Below are 17,221 nucleotides of genomic sequence, written 5' to 3'. Positions count from 1 at the left end.
CATGAATGCTTTGCACACCACGTCGATTCGCTCGCTGCCATTAGTGTCACGTGGCAAAGTACGTGATGTCTATGCGATCGACCAGGACCGTTTATTGATGATTACAAGCGATCGTATCTCTGCATTTGATGTGGTGATGCAAGAGGCTATCCCTGAGAAGGGTATGGTGCTCAATCAAATGAGTAATTTTTGGTTTTCTCATCTGGCCCATGTCATCCCAAATCACTTAACTGGTATTGATCCTAGTACCGTAGTTGATCCAACCGAGATTGACCAAGTGCGCGGTCGAGCCGTCGTTGCAAAGCGCTTAACACCTATTTTGGTTGAGGCAGTTGTGAGGGGGTATTTGGCTGGTAGTGGTTGGAAAGACTATCAAGAAACTGGTTCAGTTTGTGGAATCGCATTGCCAAGTGGTATGCAAAATGCGCAGGTACTTCCAGAGCCTATTTTTACTCCAGCGGCCAAAGCAGAGATGGGCCACCATGATGAAAATATTTCTTATGCAGAGGTTGAGCGTCGCATTGGGGGTGAGTTAGCGAAAAAGATTAAAGACACCAGTATTCGTTTGTACACCGAGGCCGCAGACTATGCGCGACGTCGCGGAATTATTATTGCGGATACCAAATTTGAGTTTGGTTTAGACGCTTCGGGGCAGTTGGTTTTGATGGATGAGATCTTAACCGCCGACTCTTCGCGGTTTTGGCCTGCCGATACCTATCAACTCGGTTCAAACCCCCCTTCGTTTGATAAGCAATTTTTGCGCGATTGGCTCGAGTCGGTGAGGATCGAAGGACGGCCTTGGAATAAGTCTGCGCCCGCCCCTCATTTACCGGATGCGATTATTCAGAAAACCGCAGAAAAATACCGTGAGGCATGGCAACGCCTAACCCAGTAATGGGGGCCTAGAGCCTCATAAAGACTGCGATAATACAAATTTGAGATTCTTGGAGTGTTCATGACGAGTCCGGTCATCGTAGGTGTAGTGATGGGATCCAATTCCGATTGGGATACGATGCAACATGCGGTTCATGTGTTAGAGCATTTTGGGGTTCCCCACGAAAAACAAGTGTTGTCTGCTCATCGCATGCCTGATGAAATGTTTGCCTATGCTGAATCTGCCCAGGTGCGAGGTTTGAGAGCTATCATCGCGGGAGCAGGAGGAGCAGCTCATTTGCCTGGAATGTTGGCATCCAAAACGATTGTGCCGGTATGGGGGGTGCCTGTTCCCAGTAAGTATTTGCGCGGAGAAGACTCCTTATATTCAATTGCACAGATGCCTAAAGGAATTCCAGTAGCAACGTTTGCGATTGGCGAAGCCGGTGCAGCAAACGCAGCCTTACATATCGTTGCTATGCTGGCCCATTCGGACTCTGAGCTCGCAAAAAAATTGCATGAGTTTCGGATAGAGCAAACCCAAGTCGCCAGTGCAATGAAGTTGCCATAAGCGACTTATCTCAATTAGCACTCACCATGAGTTCATCGCAAAGTATGAATTTGAATCATCAACAGGCAATTCTTCCGCCAGCATGGCTTGGTATTTTGGGCGGCGGCCAATTAGGACGAATGTTTGTGCATGAGGCGCAATCCTTGGGCTACAAGGTCTGTGTTTTGGATCCTGATCCCTTAAGTCCGGGGGGTGCGGTTGCTGAAAAGCACCTCTGCGCTAATTACGATGATGTTATCGCATTAAAAGAGATGGCAGCGCTTTGTGCAACCATCAGTACCGAGTTTGAGAACGTTCCAGCGAAGACCTTAGATTATTTTGAAGGGCAGGGGATTTTCGTAGCGCCTCGCGGCGCCTGTGTTTCGATTGCACAAGACCGAATCGTCGAAAAGCAGTTTTTGAAACAATGCCAAGAGCTTTCTGGTATCGGTCCTGCACCTCATGCAGTCATTCGCTCAGAGGGTGATTTTGCGCCTCTGCCCGATGATCTATTTCCAGGGATCTTAAAGACTGCGCGCTTGGGTTATGACGGCAAAGGTCAGGTTACGGTTCATCAACGAAATGAGCTCGATAAGGCTTGGCGCGATTTGGGCTGCGTAGATTGTGTGCTCGAAAAACGGATGCCGCTGGCATTTGAAGTTTCAGCATTGGTTGTGCGCGGTCACGATGGGCAATCTGTTGCATATCCGATTTCGGAGAATGTTCATCGAAACGGTATTTTGCACACCAGTACCGTTCCGTCCCCATCCCTTCAAGCGAGCTTAACACCTAAAATCATTGGTGCTAGTCAGTTGATTGCCAAAGAAATGGGCTATGTCGGCGTTTTGTGTGTGGAATACTTTGTTTTGGATGATCATACGGTAATCGTTAATGAGATTGCGCCAAGGCCCCATAATTCAGGGCATTACACCATGGACGCTTGTGTAACCAGTCAATTTGAGCAACAGGTCCGAGCCATGGCGCGACTCCCTCTCGGAGACGTCCGTCTGCTAACGAATGTTTCTATGCTCAATATTTTGGGTGATGCGTGGTTTACCTCCGGAGTAGTGCAAGAGCCCCCTTGGAATCAAGTGCTGGATCATCCCAGTGCGAAGTTGCATTTATATGGCAAGGCAAGTCCAAAGCTTGGACGCAAGATGGGTCATATCAATTGCTTGGGCCATACCATTGAGGAGGCGAAGCAGGCCTGTGCCGAGGTTGCTAATCATTTAGCGATTGCTCCTTAAGCTTGGTAATGGATGAGCTACATTCGCTTTTATTAGACCGCGCGCTCAACACGATTCGTGCTGGTCAGCTTGTCGCCATTCCTACCGAAACGGTATATGGCTTAGGTGCTGATGCAAGTAATCGCGATGCGGTCCAAAAAATCTATCAACTAAAGGGAAGACCTGCTAATCACCCTCTAATTATTCATGTGCAAGCGCCACTAGCGGGTAGCAAAGATACCGAAAAAGAGTGGTTGACCATTTTAGATCCTTGGACTCGGCATATCTCAGAGACTGCTCTAACTTTGATTGCACACTTTTGGCCAGGGCCCCTAACCTTGGTATTTGAGAAAAGTAAACTAGTTTTGGATTGTGTCACCGGAGGACAATCCACGGTTGCGATTCGCTCACCGGCTCACCTACTGACCCAGGAGCTATTGCGTCGTTTTGGGGGCGGCATTGCCGCACCATCTGCCAATCGTTATGGACGTATCTCACCAACCTCCGCCGCGGACGTTGAGACTGAGTTTCCAAATAATCCAGATTTATTGATTTTGGATGGCGGCCCTTGTGAACACGGGATTGAGTCAACGATCTTGGATGTCTCTGGGGAAGGGCCACCTAAATTACTTCGTCCAGGATCGATTAGTCCATCCATGATTAAGGCAAGTACTGGAATCGATGTAGTCACTAGTTCAGGTACAGCGAACCAACCCCGAGTATCCGGTACTCATCTGGCCCACTATGCGCCTCACACCGCCCTGTATCTCTATTCAGAATCTGACATTGCATCTCAACTCAGTGGATTGATGAATCAAGAACCCAAGTTACGATTGGCTGTAATCGTTTGGGAGCATGAGCATTCGCATCATCAAGAGGAACTTAAAGCATATTCACAAAACATAACCTTCATAGCGATTGCGATGGATCCCGCATTGCTTGCAAAGCAACTTTATCGTCTTTTAAGGGATCTTGATCAAGGCCAATACCAAGGCATTTTTATCCCAAGCCCCCCAAAGACTGAGGCATGGGATGCAGTTCGTGATCGGCTTCAGCGCGCATCTTTTGGATCTGGACCATCTTCTAATAACCATGTGAGCAGTTGATCGTGCACCTCTTGCCCTCGATTGGCTTTAGGGTCATTGATGAACGAGGTCACTGCATAGATCCGACCTGATTTACTAAAGACATAACCAGAGATGGTGCGCACATGATTTAGAGAGCCTGTTTTAATTCGGGCCTCTGGCTTTTTCTTAAGGTGTAAAAATTTTCGTAATTGCGTAATTAAACGGTGACGCATCGTTCCCTCCGATCCTGCAGCCGGCAAGGTATTGGCAAAGGCCTCTGCAATCGGTAAGTTTTGAGCTGAAATTAAGAGGCTATTGAGATGACGTGCCGAGATTGCTTCATTACGAGATAAGCCCGAACCATTTTCAATCACTAGTTCCGGAAAATCCAATCCTCGTTGATTAAGCCACGCCTGCACCACGCCTTTTGCCGATTCAATATCAGCGGGCTTGCCAACTTTTTCAAGTGCTAATGTCAAAAAAACCTGCCTAGCCATGACATTATTTGATAATTTGTTAATGTCTTCGGTAGCATCCAACAAACTCAGGCCCTCAAAACTTAATAGAGGACGCGCATACACAGGAACTGACCCAGCTTGACCGCTAGGTGGGCGAACCCAAAGACCCCCAGCATCTTCCCATGCAGCTGTAAACCCTAGAGTCAGAAACGTATCAGGATCAAACTTAACCGCATTGAAGGTAATTTCTCGACATTTTTGAGAGAGTTCTCCCGAAAAAACAGCTTTCCACTGAATTGCTGATTTGTTCTTTAGTTGCGAGCTTGCAATCTCAGTTGGATTCGGAATAATTTCTAACCGAAGATTGCGTCTTGTTCCATCGCAGGGGGTAGGGCGCATCGAAATATCATTTTGAATCGTAAAACGAGCTAACTTTGGGGTGTAGCTGATTTGAGATCCCTGGCCAGTCTTGTTGGGATTGATTTCAAACGATAGTGTCCGAAATGCATACAACAACGGATCAGGGGCGACGTTATAAGCGCGCAAGGTTTCGCCATCAATGGTTACCTCATCCATCACTTGTTTGGCATATGCACTTCGATCAAAGATTAAATTACCGTCAATGCGTTGTATGCCAAGATCGCGTAATTGCTTTGTTAAGCGATCCAGTTCCTCTGGAATCCATTTGGGATCTCCGTGACCTACAAAATAAATATTTCCTTTTAAGGTACCGTTTTTGATCGCACCATCGGTGAAGAGTTCAGTTTTCCATCGATATTTTGGTCCCAAAATATCTAGGGCAACGAGCGTAGTGAGTAATTTGATGGTTGAGGCCGGATTCATTGCCACCTCATCGCGCCAATTCAGGATCTGGCGCGATCCGGGCTTAGGATTGGTTGCCGAAGGGATTTCACTGACGGCAATACTGATCGAGTCTTTTGGGATGCCGCTACGTTTAATCGCCTGCTCAACGCCAATTGGAATTGAAGATTGGGCTACAGCGCCATGACCAAGAAAAGGGGTAAAACAAAAAAGTGCTAGTACTAACCCTAGATATTGAGTTAGAAAACTGCGATTTGGCCGATCAAATTTCATTATTTTTCTAATTTGTCAAAAAGTATTTACAGATTTTCCTCATATCTTTGCTAGGATAAACGTGGAGATCTGGTTTGGCCAAATAATGGCGATTCGCTCCTCGACAAATAACACTTCAATAAAGGAAGTAAATCATGACAAAAGCAGACTTAGTGGATGTGATTGCGGATGGAGCGGATTTAAGTAAAACCAAGGCTGAGGAGGTTCTTAATTTAGCCCTCGATGCAATCAAGGTGAGTGTTGCCAAGGGCAATACGATACAGCTGGTCGGATTTGGAAGCTTTTCCTTGGGTTCGCGCGCTGCACGAATGGGGCGTAACCCAAAAACCGGCGAGGCTATCAAGATTGCAGCATCCAAGACTGTCAAATTTTCGGCTGGCAAGTCATTTAAGGATGCAGTTAATAAACGCTAGCTCTGATAAAAGTCGCCTAGATTAAGAAAAGCCTTTTACGCTTAACTAGGCGCGTTGATTTGTTTTCTTAGGCGATCATTGCTGGTATCAAGAATTCGTTGGAATGATTTCTGCAGGCTTATTAGCTCAGCATCTGATTTTTCTAAGAGAACGCATTGATCATAGAGCCATTGATCTTCACTGAGTAATGCGCCACCTTTAATTTTATGAATCAAGCTCATCAGCGAGTCAAGACTAAGCGTTTCTTTAAGAGCATTCAAGGTTTCAAGTTGAACCTTTAAAACCTCCTCCATAATTAAGTGACTCATGCAAAGTGAGCTAACGGATGGTTTGATAAAGGTGGTCGATGAATGGTGATGTAAGTGCTTTAACAACTCAGACTCAAGGCATTCTAAGCGGATCGGTTTAATCAGAACGCCATTCATGCCCGATCTGATCAGTTCAGACTGTGAGGTCTTAGCATAAATGTCTGCTGTAATGCCGATAATGACAATATCACGCTGACTTGAGGCACGAATTTTGCGAGCTAACTCGGTACCATGCATTCCAGGCATCGAGTGATCGGTCAGAATAACGTCATACAAATCATCGTGAAGTCGCATAAGCGCCTCATCTCCATTGGCGCACTGGTCAACATGAATACCAAGGGTTTGCAATTGCAAAAATAGGATATGTCGACTCGCTGGATGATCCTCAACAATCAGGGCGCGAATGTTCTTAAATAAGGGATGGCTTGGCGCATTAGGAGAGTGTTGGCTATTTTCAATGGAGTGACATGTTCTAGAAAATGCCACAACAAAATGAACACTTGTGCCTAGATTAGGCGCACTCTCAATAATCAATTTACTCTGCATTAATCCAATCAGGTGATTGGTAATGCTCAATCCAAGGCCAGTACTTGACCCTGATTCGTTATTCGCAGATAAGTGGGAGCGAATTTGCTCAAAGGGCATTTGTACGCGCTCAATATCTTCTTTTGCCATTCCAATGCCTTGGTCAATGATTCGAAACTCTAATAATTGACCAGCATGGTCGTTCGCTAGGATTCGAATCTCAAAAAACACAAAGCCTTGCTCTGTAAATTTAATCGCATTACTTAGGAGATTGTGAAGAATTTGACGAATACGTAAAGGGTCAAGAAGTAAGACATCGGCAATACTTGGATCAATAAAGCTAGCTAAATGCAGCCCTTTATTCTTGGCGTACACAAAAAAGGTCTGATTAATTTCGAAAAGAATTTTTTTTAAATCAACTGGCTCATGCTCAACCGTAAATTTCCCTGCTTCAATTTTGGCGATGTCGAGGACTTGATTGAGCATGCCCAGTAAAGAGGCAGCCGATGTATGGGCGCTTTGTAATAATTCCCGTTGATGCTGATTCAGTGCGTTATTTTTTAGCAACAGCTCCTGTGCACCGATTACAGCATGCATTGGCGTACGAATTTCATGACTAACGGTTGCTAAGAACGCAGATTTTGCTTCGCTTGCGTCCTGTGCTTCTTGAGCAATATCCATGAGATCAGCCTCTGTGCGTAATTGCTTCTTACGTTGCCAAGCAAAGAAACCAAGCAAGATTGCAATAAGTCCAGAGGAGCCAGCAATTCCAAACCAAAGCCAATTTATTACATGCTGCGATCGATCTGATGCTAAGGATGGGATGGCTAAAAGTTCACCCATGAAGAAAGGATCTGCTGCATGTAATGACTTTTGCACAATTGAGTGAAGAATGCGGTCTTGATCTGAAATAAACCATCGATACGCAAAAGGCTGATGACCCAGAGGTCGGATTTGCATCTCTTGAAAATTCAGTTGTTTACTAAGATGAACGGCTAAGCGCAAAGGCATAACCGCAAAATGCGCATCACCAGCTATCAATTGTTGGGCAATTAATTCTGGTGAATTGATGAGGTGCCCACCATTAATCGGCTCCGAGAAGCCATAACCTCGATCAAAAAAGACGGTTTTTTCCATCTTCGGGCTCAATGGGAGTGTGTTCTTTGAGTGCGCTGCCAGCATCACATCGTGACCCCAAAAAATCGGTTCTGTAAGTCGGCCAGGAACCGCCGATTCCAGTTGCTGATTGGGGTCAATCACAAAACTCACTTCACCATTACGAATTTGATGAATACCAACCTCTTCAGAACTCCGCCACTTTGGTGAAAATTCGAGACCTGAACAATCCTTTAATTTTGAGAACAGTTTGGGATAAATGCCACTATCCCAGTACGGGCGATATTTTTCATGAATGCTAAATTGAACCATTGGATGGGCTTTGATCCACATTTGCTCTGTTTGGGTAAATTGAGGCAAGCCCCCTTGAGCATGACCACAATGCATGAAGAACGCGATGCCTAGTCCGAATACCCACTTTAAAGAAGACATCGCGCTACGCCCCAATCTCAGCCTTCAATGATGTGGTTATTACGGCAAAATAGCACCAGATCGGCAATGTTTGAGATCCCTAACTTATCAAATAAGCGATGCTTATAGGTTGCAACCGTTTTACTGCTGATATTGAGGTGATCCGATATTTCTGCATTCGATTTCCCTTTGCCGAGGTATTTCATGACTTGTAATTCTCGGTCAGAAATTGATGCCATCTTTTCACTATCGGATAAGGCTGCATGGCCATTACGTCCAGTTGAGAAGAAGGTATAGCCTTGTGAAACTGCAACGCAAGCTGCCAAGATAATATTTGCGCTAGCCGTTTTGTTCACAAAACCATGGGCACCCAAAGAACGAACTCGACCCCCATACACTTGCTCATCAAGGCTTGACAGGATGAGGATGCGAATATTTGGGTATGAGATCCCAATTTTTCGAATGACATCAAAGCCATCGGTTTTGGGCATATCCAAATCGAGAATCACAATATCGGGTTGGACATTCTTTAATACACTTAGGCACTCTTCGCCACTTTGGGCTTGGGCCACCACTTCAAATGGTACTTGGTTTAACAGCATTGATTTCAACGCCATTAACATGGCTGGATGATCATCAATCAACATCACTTTATTACGCATTACAGGTCTCCTTGTGGTTAAAGTTATTTTGATGTTTGAATGGAAAAAAGTGCCTTACCAATACGACTATCTTGGATATGAATAATTTGATGTCGATTAACCGGTGAGAGCATGAGGCTGCCGTAGCAATAATCGATACCCAGTTGATAGGCAAGTTCGTTATCGCGAACAAAGGTGACATTACTGAAATAGGTTTTGCAGGACCACTTCTTCAATAAGTGAATTTGGTTGATGAGTTGGGTTCCACTTAAGGAGCTTGTTTCACGAAGGTGTGAAACATCCAAATGCACGGCTTCAAACTGAAATTGACTAATCAATTTGATGGTATTGGGGTTTCCATCAAATTGAAGAGCATGAAATAGCACCCCCAAACGCCTTAGCTTCGTGACTGCAGCGGTTAACTCGTTATCGATGTCTTGATGATGCAAAAAGCCAATATTGATTAAACCAATCGGGAGTCTTGAATTTAGAATCAGATCGCATAGTCCATCAACACATGCTTCAATTTTTAGATCCGTCACTTTGATTGGCAGAATGAGGGGGATGATCCGATTACTGCATTGCCAGTAATGAATTGCATCAATCCCCTCCATGCAGTAACGCAGAACCTCGGATGAGGAAGCGCTTAATAAGGGCCGAAATAAAACACCCTTTAGGCTACTTCCAGAGCGATTAAAGATTGGCTCAAAATCAATTCCTCGATATGCCAATGGATCGACGACGTTTCTTGGGGTAGCCTGAGCAAATTGATCTTCATGCTTTGGGCTTTCCCAATAGGGCTGTTCAATGTCGCGCAGTTGGCGGAAGGGCTTGTTCTTCCATGCCATTACCAAGTTATAAAGCCGTGATTTAGGGCTCATGATCTCTCCAATCGAATATCAACGAGTCTATGCATGCCAAAGGTTTTAAGTAAGGGCATAAAGATGATTTATGTGTAGGAAATCTCCTACAGCTGCCTGACGGTGGCATTCATCATTCAAAACCCGTGTCGTTGGGGTTGAGAAAAGCGGGCCCTTGAAAATAGCTAATGAAGACCTATATAATCAGCACTCACTACACGAGAGTGCTAACAGTGATTATAAATTACTTCATTTCTATGAAAATAATTATATAAATCATATATTTAGCATGATGTGCAGAGATAATGAGGCAGCAAATTTTATTAGTTAATACTTACTAACATAGGAGAGGGAATGAATTTACGTCCTTTACACGATCGCGTGATTATTAAGCGCTTAGATCAAGAAACAAAAACCGCCTCTGGAATCGTCATTCCAGATAACGCAGCAGAAAAGCCTGATCAGGGCGAGGTATTAGCCGTTGGCCCAGGAAAGCGGGATGACAGTGGCAAATTAAATGCCCCCGATGTCAAAGTTGGTGATCGCGTGCTATTTGGAAAGTATGCAGGTCAGACCGTAAAAGTGGATGGCGACGAGCTTCTTGTCATGCGTGAAGAAGACATCATGGCCGTTGTTCAGAAGTAATTAGGCATTTAGAAAGGAATTTAATCATGGCAGCAAAAGATGTAGTGTTTGGCGATAACGCCCGCGTCAAGATGGTTGAGGGTGTCAATATCCTCGCAAATGCGGTCAAGGTAACTCTTGGACCCAAAGGTCGTAATGTGGTGATCGAGCGCTCATTTGGCGGGCCAACCATCACCAAGGATGGCGTCACAGTAGCGAAAGAGATTGAGCTCAAAGATAAACTTCAGAACATGGGCGCTCAGATGGTTAAAGAAGTTGCTTCCAAGACCGCTGATATCGCAGGTGACGGCACAACAACGGCAACGGTATTGGCTCAATCGATTGTTCGTGAAGGGATGAAGTATGTAGTTGCTGGCCACAATCCAATGGATCTCAAGCGCGGTATTGATAAAGCGGTAACGGCTGCGATTGAAGAGCTCAAAAAAATTAGCAAACCTTGCACCACCACCAAAGAAATTGCACAAGTTGGTTCGATTTCAGCGAACAGCGATGAGAGCATTGGTAAGCGTATCGCTGAAGCCATGGAGAAGGTTGGCAAAGAGGGTGTGATTACTGTTGAAGATGGCAAGTCACTTGAAGACGAGTTAGAAGTAGTAGAGGGTATGCAGTTTGACCGTGGCTACTTGTCCCCATACTTCATTAATCAGCCTGAGAAGCAAACCGCTGTTTTGGAAAGCCCTTACATCCTCTTGTTTGATAAGAAGATCAGCAATATTCGCGATCTCTTACCAGTTCTTGAGCAAGTCGCTAAATCGGGTCGACCATTGATGATTGTTGCTGAAGATGTTGAAGGTGAAGCCTTGGCAACCTTGGTCGTGAACAATATTCGTGGCATCTTAAAGACCTGTGCTGTAAAGGCTCCCGGTTTTGGTGATCGTCGCAAAGCGATGTTGGAAGATATTGCAATCTTGACCGGTGGCCAAGTGATTGCCGAGGAAGTTGGTTTGACTCTCGAGAAAACCACACTTGAGCACCTTGGACAAGCTAAACGTGTTGAGATTGGCAAAGAGAACACCACCATTATTGATGGTGCAGGTGATGGAAAATCGATCGAAGCGCGCGTTAAGAACATTCGGGTGCAGATTGACGAAGCCACTAGTGACTATGACCGTGAGAAATTACAAGAGCGTGTTGCTAAGTTAGCAGGTGGCGTTGCTGTAATCCGTGTTGGTGCCGCAACCGAAGTCGAAATGAAAGAGAAGAAGGCGCGTGTGGATGACGCTTTGCATGCAACTCGTGCAGCCGTTGAAGAGGGTATTGTTCCTGGCGGCGGCGTTGCACTGATTCGTGCGAAGCAAGGCATTGCTGGTCTCAAGGGGGACAATCCTGATCAAAATGCTGGTATTAGCATTGTGTTGCGTGCCATGGAAGAGCCACTGCGTATCATCGTTTCTAATGCTGGTGATGAGGCAAGCGTAGTTGTTAACTCAGTCGCAGCTGGCAAAGGTAATCATGGTTATAACGCTGCGACCGGTGAGTATGGTGACTTAGTTGCACAAGGTGTGATTGATCCAACCAAGGTTACTAAAACCGCATTGGTCAATGCTGCATCCGTTGCTGCACTATTGTTAACCACTGACTGCGCAATTGCAGAGTCTCCAAAAGAGGAATCTGCAGGTGGCGGTATGCCAGGCGGTATGGGTGGTATGGGCGGTATGGGCGGTATGGACGGAATGATGTAACAAGACTTCGGTCCAAAACAGAGGGCAGCCTAGGCTGCCCTTTTTATTTCCCAAAACTTTGGATACTATGAGCTGACATTACGAAAAATGAATGACTATTTTTAATGAATAAAATTACAGCTATCGGAGTCATACTGTTTCTGTTTGGATGTGCACCACAGGTAAAGCAGCAAGAACCGATCGTTCTTAAAAAGGGTGAGCCAATCCCCTTGGGCGATCAATTTTGGACGCTTGATTTCACCTATTTTTATAAAGGTAAAGAGATCAAAACCGTTATCAGTCAATATGACCATCGCCGCGATTGTTTTGAGGCGATGTTTAAGATGCAAAAGGAGGCCAGTAAAACGCCTCATGGTAGCGGGGCAGGTTTATGTAAAAAGTTATTTGTCGACGGACAAGAGCGAACCGATAAGGATCGCTTAGGCTTTCGATAAAAAAAGGCAGCCGAGGCTGCCTTTTGATTACTCACAAGAATTGATCAATCCACCGCTTTGACCATATCCTCCACGACTTTCTTAGCATCACCAAAGACCATCATGGTTTTGTCCATGTAGAAGAGCTCATTATCGAGACCAGCGTAGCCGGCTGCCATTGAGCGCTTGTTCACGATGATAGTTTTAGCTTTGAACGCTTCCAAAATTGGCATACCAAAGATTGGGCTACCGGGAGTGCGTGCTGCAGGATTTACCACGTCATTTGCACCCAGAACCAAGACCACGTCTGCCTGTCCAAAGTCACTGTTAATGTCTTCCATCTCAAATACTTGGTCGTACGGAACTTCTGCTTCCGCTAGGAGAACGTTCATATGTCCTGGCATACGACCGGCAACAGGGTGAATGGCGTATTTAACCGTTACACCATGATGAATTAACTTCTCAGTAAGCTCTTTAAGGGCATGCTGAGCACGTGCTACCGCTAGGCCATATCCTGGAACAATAATTACCGTATCGGCATTAGTCATTAAGAAGGCAGCATCCTCTGCAGAACCTGTTTTGTAGTTCTTTGGACCGCCATCGTCACCGCCGGCAGCAGCTTCCGCACCGAAGCCGCCGAGTAGAACAGCGGTAATCGAGCGATTCATGGCCTTACACATGATGTACGACAGAATCGCACCAGAAGATCCAACGCAAGCGCCCGCAATAATCAGCACTGGATTGTTGAGGGTAAAACCAATACCAGCGGCTGCCCAACCGGAATAGCTGTTGAGCATTGAGACCACCACTGGCATATCAGCGCCACCAATCGGAATAATTAAGGTCACACCAAGTACCAACGCAATCGCGCACATGATTAAGAATGCGGCGTGACTATCGGTGAGGAAGTACGCAACGCCTGCAGCGACCATCAAGATCGCCATGATCAGGTTGAGTAAATGCTGCCCTGAAAAGCTCACTGGTTTACCGCTGACCTTACCAGAGAGTTTTCCAAACGCAATGATAGAGGCTGTAAAGGTAATTGCTCCAATGAAAGCGCCAATGAATAACTCAATTTTTTGGGCTCCGCTGTGGGCTTGAGCAGGATTGAAGACCGCAGCAATCGCAATTAATACTGCCGACAAGCCGACGAAAGAGTGCATTAAGGCGACAAGCTCGGGCATCTTGGTCATTTGCACGCGCTGCGCGGCAATTGAACCGATGATGGCGCCAGCGATAATTGCTCCCCCAATTAACCAATAGACTGGCTTAAATGACGGGACTAGAAAGGTGGTAATGACGGCGAGTGCCATCCCAACCATACCGTAGACATTGCCTTGGCGCGAGGTGGTTGGGGACGAGAGTCCTTTAAGTGCCAAAATAAATAGCACGGATGAGACGAGATAAGAAATGGCTGTGAAGTTTGACATGATGTGCTCTCTTATTAGTGACCAGCCGATTCATTCTTCGGAGCTTTTTTCTTGAACATCTCAAGCATTCGCCGCGTGACCATAAAACCACCAAAGATATTGATAGACGCTAGAAAAATAGCTAGCGCTCCAATCAAGCTCGTTAAGGTAATTTCATCGCCATTGATGACTTCAGTTTGCAGCATGGCACCCACAATAATGATTCCTGAAATTGCATTCGTGACCGACATAAGTGGGGTATGTAAGGCAGGCGTAACATTCCACACCACGTGGTAGCCCACAAAAATGGCTAACACAAAAACCGTGATGTTTTGGACGGTTAATAGGTTTTGAATAGCGGCAGCATCCATATTGGTTCCTTCAATAATTAATTGGTGCGAATGGCTTGGCCATCTCGGCACATCAAGCAGGCGGCAACAATGTCGTCATCGGCTGCAGCAGGAATGGCGAGTTGCCCTTCCTTATTAATGATGAGCTTCATGAAATCAAGCAAATTTCTGGCATAGAGGGCTGAGGCATCGGCAGCAACCATACTCGGTAAATTGGTGTAACCAACGATCTTTACCCCGTTGTGATTGATTACCTGATCCGCTCGCGTAAGAGGGCAGTTCCCCGAACCGTTCTCCCCACGACCAGCGGCAATATCAATCACGACCGAGCCAGCTTTCATCTTTCCGACGGTATCGGCATGCAAGAGAACGGGAGGTTTGCGGCCAGGAATTAAGGCAGTGGTGATCACAATGTCAGCTTGTGCTGCGCGCTCCGCCACTAGGGCTGCTTGACGTTTCATCCAAGCTTCTGGCATGGGACGGGCATAACCACCAACGCCTTGGGCAATCTCGCGTTCCTCATCGGTTTCATAGGGCACATCGACAAACTTAGCGCCAAGGGATTCAATTTGCTCTTTGGCAGCAGGGCGCACGTCAGAAGCCTCAATGACCGAGCCGAGACGTTTAGCAGTCGCAATGGCCTGTAAACCAGCAACCCCTGCGCCCAGGATCAGAATACGGGCAGCTTTGACGGTTCCCGCAGCCGTCATCAGCATTGGCATAAAGCGTTGATATTCATTAGCGGCCAACATAACCGCCTTATAGCCAGCAATATTGGCTTGGGAGGATAGGACATCCATACTTTGGGCGCGGGTGGTCCGCGGTGCGGCCTCAAGGGCAAATGCCGTGATTCCCTGGGCTGCCATGGCAGAAATTCCTGCATTATCAAAGGGATCAAGCATTCCGATCAGGACAGATCCGGATTTGATCTGCTTGAGTTCATCGGTTTGAGGGGCGCGAACCTTGAGAACAATCTCACAGGAAAATGCATCCGTTGCAGAGCCAATACTGGCACCAACGGCCTTATAGGCGGCATCCGGCAAGCTGGCGCCAACTCCCGCGCCGGATTGAATAATGACCTGGTGACCTTGGCTAATTAGCTTTTTAACGGTCTCAGCGGTCGCGGCAACCCGGGTCTCTCCGGGCCTTGTTTCCAGCGGCACTCCAATGCGCATGGCGTATCTCCAAATGCAAGAATTTTTAAAAAAGGAACCATTTTAATAAATTAGCCATGCCTTGTGAGCTAGCCAGCTCAGTCTCCTGTATATCCCTTTGGCCAGAGGCTGGCCGAGACTTTTACAATATGTGAGCTTGAAACAATTTCTGTATTTTCGCACTTTTTAATGGTTTCCCCTAATAATTCGATTTTTTATCCATGATGACCGCTCAATCCCCAGAAAAAACAAGCCCTAGCAAGCCAAAGGTGGTGGTGGGGATGTCTGGGGGTGTTGATTCCTCGGTGGCTGCTTGGTTACTGAAAGAACAGGGCTACGAAGTGGTTGGCCTCTTCATGAAAAACTGGGAAGACGATGATGAAGATGAGTATTGTTCGGCACGGCAAGATTGGATTGATGTTGTATCCGTTGCTGATTTGTTGGGAATCGATGTTGAAGCAGTGAACTTTGCAAAAGAATATCGTGAACGTGTTTTTGCTGATTTCTTGAGGGAGTACGCGGCAGGTCGAACCCCCAATCCTGATGTGTTATGTAATGCAGAGATTAAGTTCAAGGCATTTTTAGATCATGCAATCAATTTGGGGGCTGATCTCATTGCCACCGGGCACTATGCCAGAGTTGAACGCCATGCCAATCGCGTTCAATTGCTTAAAGCTACTGATCTTAGTAAAGATCAGAGCTATTTCTTACACCGCTTAACGCAAGCCCAATTATCAAAAGTCTTATTTCCACTTGGCGGAATTACGAAAAAAGAGGTTCGAGAAATCGCTGCGGATTTGGGTTTGCCAAATGCCCGCAAAAAAGACTCAACGGGGATTTGTTTTATTGGGGAACGTCCCTTTCGAGAATTTTTAAACCGCTACTTACCGAGAGCCCCAGGCCCGATCTTGAGTGTGGATGGTAAGCACTTAGGTGAGCATATGGGCTTGGCATTTTTTACTTTAGGGCAACGCAAGGGAATTGGTTTGGGCGGAAGCCAAGACGGTACGGGTGACGCTTGGTATGTGGCCCGTAAAGACATCTCCAATAACACCCTCTATGTGGCACAAGGTCACGATCATCCTTGGTTATTGAGCGAACGGTTGGCGGCAATCGATGCCTCGTGGATTGCTGGCCATGAACCACCCCTTGGCCAATACAGTGCAAAAACCCGTTATCGACAAGAGGATGCACTGTGCGCGATTACAGCGGAACAGGATAATTCTTTTGAGTTGCAATTTAAGGCAGCACAATGGGCAGTCACACCAGGTCAGTCAGCCGTTTTGTACCAAGGGGACGTTTGCTTGGGTGGCGGAATTATTGTTCGCTAAGGATTACTGCGCTGGCGGGGTAGTCTGTTTAAACGAAGTACGTTCCGATAATTGTGCAAAATGCGTTGCAAGATTTGGATATTTAGTTTTCCAATCAAGTTCAGGAAACCGCAATTCAAACCAGCCAAGGGCACATCCGAGGGCGATATCTGCAAGGCTAAATTGATTGCCATGGCACCATTTTGAGCTGCCTAAACTCGTTGACATCGTCGCCATACCTTGATGCACTTTGTGCATTTGTCGGTCAAGCCACTTTTCGCTTTGTTCGCCCTCACCCCGAAATGTTTTTTCAAGGCGCACCAAAATGCCAGCATCGATTATTCCGTCAGCCAATGCCTCCCATGTTTTCACTGCAGCACGCTCTCGTCCAGTGGCAGGGATCAGTTTGCCGACTGGGCTTAAGGTATCGATGTATTCAGCAATTACCCTTGAATCAAACATAGCCCCACCATCGTCCATGAGTAAGCATGGAACCTTGCTAAGTGGGTTGAATTCCGCAATGGAGGTACCCGAATCCCAAACGTTTTCAAGTACGAGCTCGGCATCAATCTTTTTTTCTGCCATAACAATACGGACTTTGCGAACAAAGGGACTGGTTAATGATCCAATAATTTTCATAAGAGCGCAGTATAGCAATCTATGAGACTCGTCATAAACCCATTAAAATCAGGTTTTGAACACTTTGTCACGAGAA

General features: G+C 46.2%; 17 protein-coding genes. 9 read left to right on the top strand and 8 right to left on the bottom strand.

The window, feature by feature from the left end:
- Window position 1: 1 nt before the first annotated feature.
- The 4 genes from QUE65_RS08995 to QUE65_RS08980 are packed head-to-tail and all read left to right on the top strand — an operon-like array spanning window position 2 to window position 3,755.
- On the top strand, window positions 2-895 hold the full coding sequence (locus tag QUE65_RS08995; RefSeq protein ID WP_458574753.1) for a phosphoribosylaminoimidazolesuccinocarboxamide synthase: 894 nt from the start codon (window positions 2-4) through the stop codon (window positions 893-895).
- Between the two features lie 60 nt (window positions 896-955).
- Entirely contained in the window at window positions 956-1,444 is a 489-nt protein-coding gene (gene purE, locus QUE65_RS08990; RefSeq protein WP_286280764.1) for a 5-(carboxyamino)imidazole ribonucleotide mutase, read from the top strand.
- A gap of 26 nt (window positions 1,445-1,470) precedes the next feature.
- A complete protein-coding gene (locus QUE65_RS08985; protein WP_286280762.1) occupies window positions 1,471-2,670 on the top strand; it encodes a 5-(carboxyamino)imidazole ribonucleotide synthase in 1,200 nt (399 codons plus the stop codon).
- Window positions 2,671-2,678: 8 nt separating this feature from the next.
- Window positions 2,679-3,755 (top strand): L-threonylcarbamoyladenylate synthase, encoded by a 1,077-nt coding sequence (locus tag QUE65_RS08980; protein ID WP_286280760.1) that lies wholly within the window; start codon window positions 2,679-2,681, stop codon window positions 3,753-3,755.
- On the opposite strand, the gene QUE65_RS08975 is transcribed toward QUE65_RS08980, so the two are convergent.
- On the bottom strand, window positions 3,701-5,269 hold the full coding sequence (locus QUE65_RS08975) for a D-alanyl-D-alanine carboxypeptidase/D-alanyl-D-alanine-endopeptidase (RefSeq protein ID WP_286280758.1): 1,569 nt from the start codon (window positions 5,267-5,269) through the stop codon (window positions 3,701-3,703). The two genes, QUE65_RS08980 and QUE65_RS08975, sit on opposite strands and share 55 nt — an antisense overlap.
- A gap of 134 nt (window positions 5,270-5,403) precedes the next feature.
- On the opposite strand from QUE65_RS08975, the gene QUE65_RS08970 reads away from it, so the two are divergent.
- Entirely contained in the window at window positions 5,404-5,682 is a 279-nt protein-coding gene (locus tag QUE65_RS08970; RefSeq protein ID WP_286280757.1) for an HU family DNA-binding protein, read from the top strand.
- A gap of 41 nt (window positions 5,683-5,723) precedes the next feature.
- Here QUE65_RS08970 and QUE65_RS08965 read toward each other — a convergent pair whose 3' ends face one another.
- Genes QUE65_RS08965 through QUE65_RS08955 form a run of 3 tightly spaced genes read right to left on the bottom strand, consistent with a single transcriptional unit; the run spans window position 5,724 to window position 9,564 of the window.
- Entirely contained in the window at window positions 5,724-8,063 is a 2,340-nt protein-coding gene (locus QUE65_RS08965) for a response regulator (protein WP_286280756.1), read from the bottom strand.
- Between the two features lie 17 nt (window positions 8,064-8,080).
- The gene (locus tag QUE65_RS08960) at window positions 8,081-8,704 is read right to left on the bottom strand and encodes a response regulator transcription factor (protein WP_108509008.1); all 624 of its coding nucleotides are present in this window, start codon (window positions 8,702-8,704) and stop codon (window positions 8,081-8,083) included.
- A 23-nt stretch (window positions 8,705-8,727) separates the two neighbouring features.
- The gene (locus QUE65_RS08955; protein WP_286280754.1) at window positions 8,728-9,564 is read right to left on the bottom strand and encodes a diguanylate phosphodiesterase; all 837 of its coding nucleotides are present in this window, start codon (window positions 9,562-9,564) and stop codon (window positions 8,728-8,730) included.
- Window positions 9,565-9,897: 333 nt separating this feature from the next.
- Here QUE65_RS08955 and groES point away from each other — a divergent pair, with 333 nt between their 5' ends.
- The 3 genes from groES (at window position 9,898) to QUE65_RS08940 (ending at window position 12,304) form a co-directional block, all read left to right on the top strand.
- Entirely contained in the window at window positions 9,898-10,188 is a 291-nt protein-coding gene (gene groES, locus QUE65_RS08950; RefSeq protein WP_108509006.1) for a co-chaperone GroES, read from the top strand.
- A 26-nt stretch (window positions 10,189-10,214) separates the two neighbouring features.
- A complete protein-coding gene (gene groL / locus QUE65_RS08945; RefSeq protein ID WP_215370018.1) occupies window positions 10,215-11,870 on the top strand; it encodes a chaperonin GroEL in 1,656 nt (551 codons plus the stop codon).
- A gap of 104 nt (window positions 11,871-11,974) precedes the next feature.
- Window positions 11,975-12,304, top strand: coding sequence for a hypothetical protein (locus QUE65_RS08940; RefSeq protein ID WP_286280752.1), 330 nt, complete (start codon window positions 11,975-11,977; stop codon window positions 12,302-12,304).
- Window positions 12,305-12,348: 44 nt separating this feature from the next.
- Here the strand turns inward: QUE65_RS08940 and QUE65_RS08935 are convergent, their stop codons facing one another.
- From QUE65_RS08935 to QUE65_RS08925, 3 genes are read right to left on the bottom strand one after another with little or no spacing between them, the layout of a single operon-like run.
- On the bottom strand, window positions 12,349-13,713 hold the full coding sequence (locus QUE65_RS08935; protein ID WP_286280750.1) for an NAD(P)(+) transhydrogenase (Re/Si-specific) subunit beta: 1,365 nt from the start codon (window positions 13,711-13,713) through the stop codon (window positions 12,349-12,351).
- Window positions 13,714-13,727: 14 nt separating this feature from the next.
- Entirely contained in the window at window positions 13,728-14,063 is a 336-nt protein-coding gene (locus QUE65_RS08930) for a proton-translocating transhydrogenase family protein (protein ID WP_215370005.1), read from the bottom strand.
- 17 nt (window positions 14,064-14,080) lie between these two features.
- Window positions 14,081-15,217 (bottom strand): Re/Si-specific NAD(P)(+) transhydrogenase subunit alpha, encoded by a 1,137-nt coding sequence (locus QUE65_RS08925; protein ID WP_286280748.1) that lies wholly within the window; start codon window positions 15,215-15,217, stop codon window positions 14,081-14,083.
- A gap of 203 nt (window positions 15,218-15,420) precedes the next feature.
- Between QUE65_RS08925 and mnmA the strand changes: the two genes are divergently transcribed.
- Window positions 15,421-16,527 (top strand): tRNA 2-thiouridine(34) synthase MnmA, encoded by a 1,107-nt coding sequence (gene mnmA, locus QUE65_RS08920; RefSeq protein ID WP_286282506.1) that lies wholly within the window; start codon window positions 15,421-15,423, stop codon window positions 16,525-16,527.
- Window positions 16,528-16,530: 3 nt separating this feature from the next.
- Here mnmA and QUE65_RS08915 read toward each other — a convergent pair whose 3' ends face one another.
- On the bottom strand, window positions 16,531-17,145 hold the full coding sequence (locus tag QUE65_RS08915) for a glutathione S-transferase family protein (protein WP_215370001.1): 615 nt from the start codon (window positions 17,143-17,145) through the stop codon (window positions 16,531-16,533).
- Window positions 17,146-17,221: the final 76 nt, after the last annotated feature.

The sequence above is a fragment of the Polynucleobacter sp. HIN8 genome, assembly GCF_030297615.1.
Classification (GTDB): domain Bacteria; phylum Pseudomonadota; class Gammaproteobacteria; order Burkholderiales; family Burkholderiaceae; genus Polynucleobacter.
The sequence above is the reverse complement of the archived record's forward strand: the minus strand, read 5'-3'. Positions and strand labels throughout refer to the sequence as shown.

Coding starts and splice junctions, on each gene's coding strand:
- QUE65_RS08995 (WP_458574753.1), top strand. CDS start 2: ATGAATGCTTTGCACACCACGTCGATTCGCTCGCTGCCATTAGTGTCA.
- purE (WP_286280764.1), top strand. CDS start 956: ATGACGAGTCCGGTCATCGTAGGTGTAGTGATGGGATCCAATTCCGAT.
- QUE65_RS08985 (WP_286280762.1), top strand. CDS start 1,471: ATGAGTTCATCGCAAAGTATGAATTTGAATCATCAACAGGCAATTCTT.
- QUE65_RS08980 (WP_286280760.1), top strand. CDS start 2,679: ATGGATGAGCTACATTCGCTTTTATTAGACCGCGCGCTCAACACGATT.
- QUE65_RS08975 (WP_286280758.1), bottom strand. CDS start 5,269: ATGAAATTTGATCGGCCAAATCGCAGTTTTCTAACTCAATATCTAGGG.
- QUE65_RS08970 (WP_286280757.1), top strand. CDS start 5,404: ATGACAAAAGCAGACTTAGTGGATGTGATTGCGGATGGAGCGGATTTA.
- QUE65_RS08965 (WP_286280756.1), bottom strand. CDS start 8,063: ATGTCTTCTTTAAAGTGGGTATTCGGACTAGGCATCGCGTTCTTCATG.
- QUE65_RS08960 (WP_108509008.1), bottom strand. CDS start 8,704: ATGCGTAATAAAGTGATGTTGATTGATGATCATCCAGCCATGTTAATG.
- QUE65_RS08955 (WP_286280754.1), bottom strand. CDS start 9,564: ATGAGCCCTAAATCACGGCTTTATAACTTGGTAATGGCATGGAAGAAC.
- groES (WP_108509006.1), top strand. CDS start 9,898: ATGAATTTACGTCCTTTACACGATCGCGTGATTATTAAGCGCTTAGAT.
- groL (WP_215370018.1), top strand. CDS start 10,215: ATGGCAGCAAAAGATGTAGTGTTTGGCGATAACGCCCGCGTCAAGATG.
- QUE65_RS08940 (WP_286280752.1), top strand. CDS start 11,975: ATGAATAAAATTACAGCTATCGGAGTCATACTGTTTCTGTTTGGATGT.
- QUE65_RS08935 (WP_286280750.1), bottom strand. CDS start 13,713: ATGTCAAACTTCACAGCCATTTCTTATCTCGTCTCATCCGTGCTATTT.
- QUE65_RS08930 (WP_215370005.1), bottom strand. CDS start 14,063: ATGGATGCTGCCGCTATTCAAAACCTATTAACCGTCCAAAACATCACG.
- QUE65_RS08925 (WP_286280748.1), bottom strand. CDS start 15,217: ATGCGCATTGGAGTGCCGCTGGAAACAAGGCCCGGAGAGACCCGGGTT.
- mnmA (WP_286282506.1), top strand. CDS start 15,421: ATGACCGCTCAATCCCCAGAAAAAACAAGCCCTAGCAAGCCAAAGGTG.
- QUE65_RS08915 (WP_215370001.1), bottom strand. CDS start 17,145: ATGAAAATTATTGGATCATTAACCAGTCCCTTTGTTCGCAAAGTCCGT.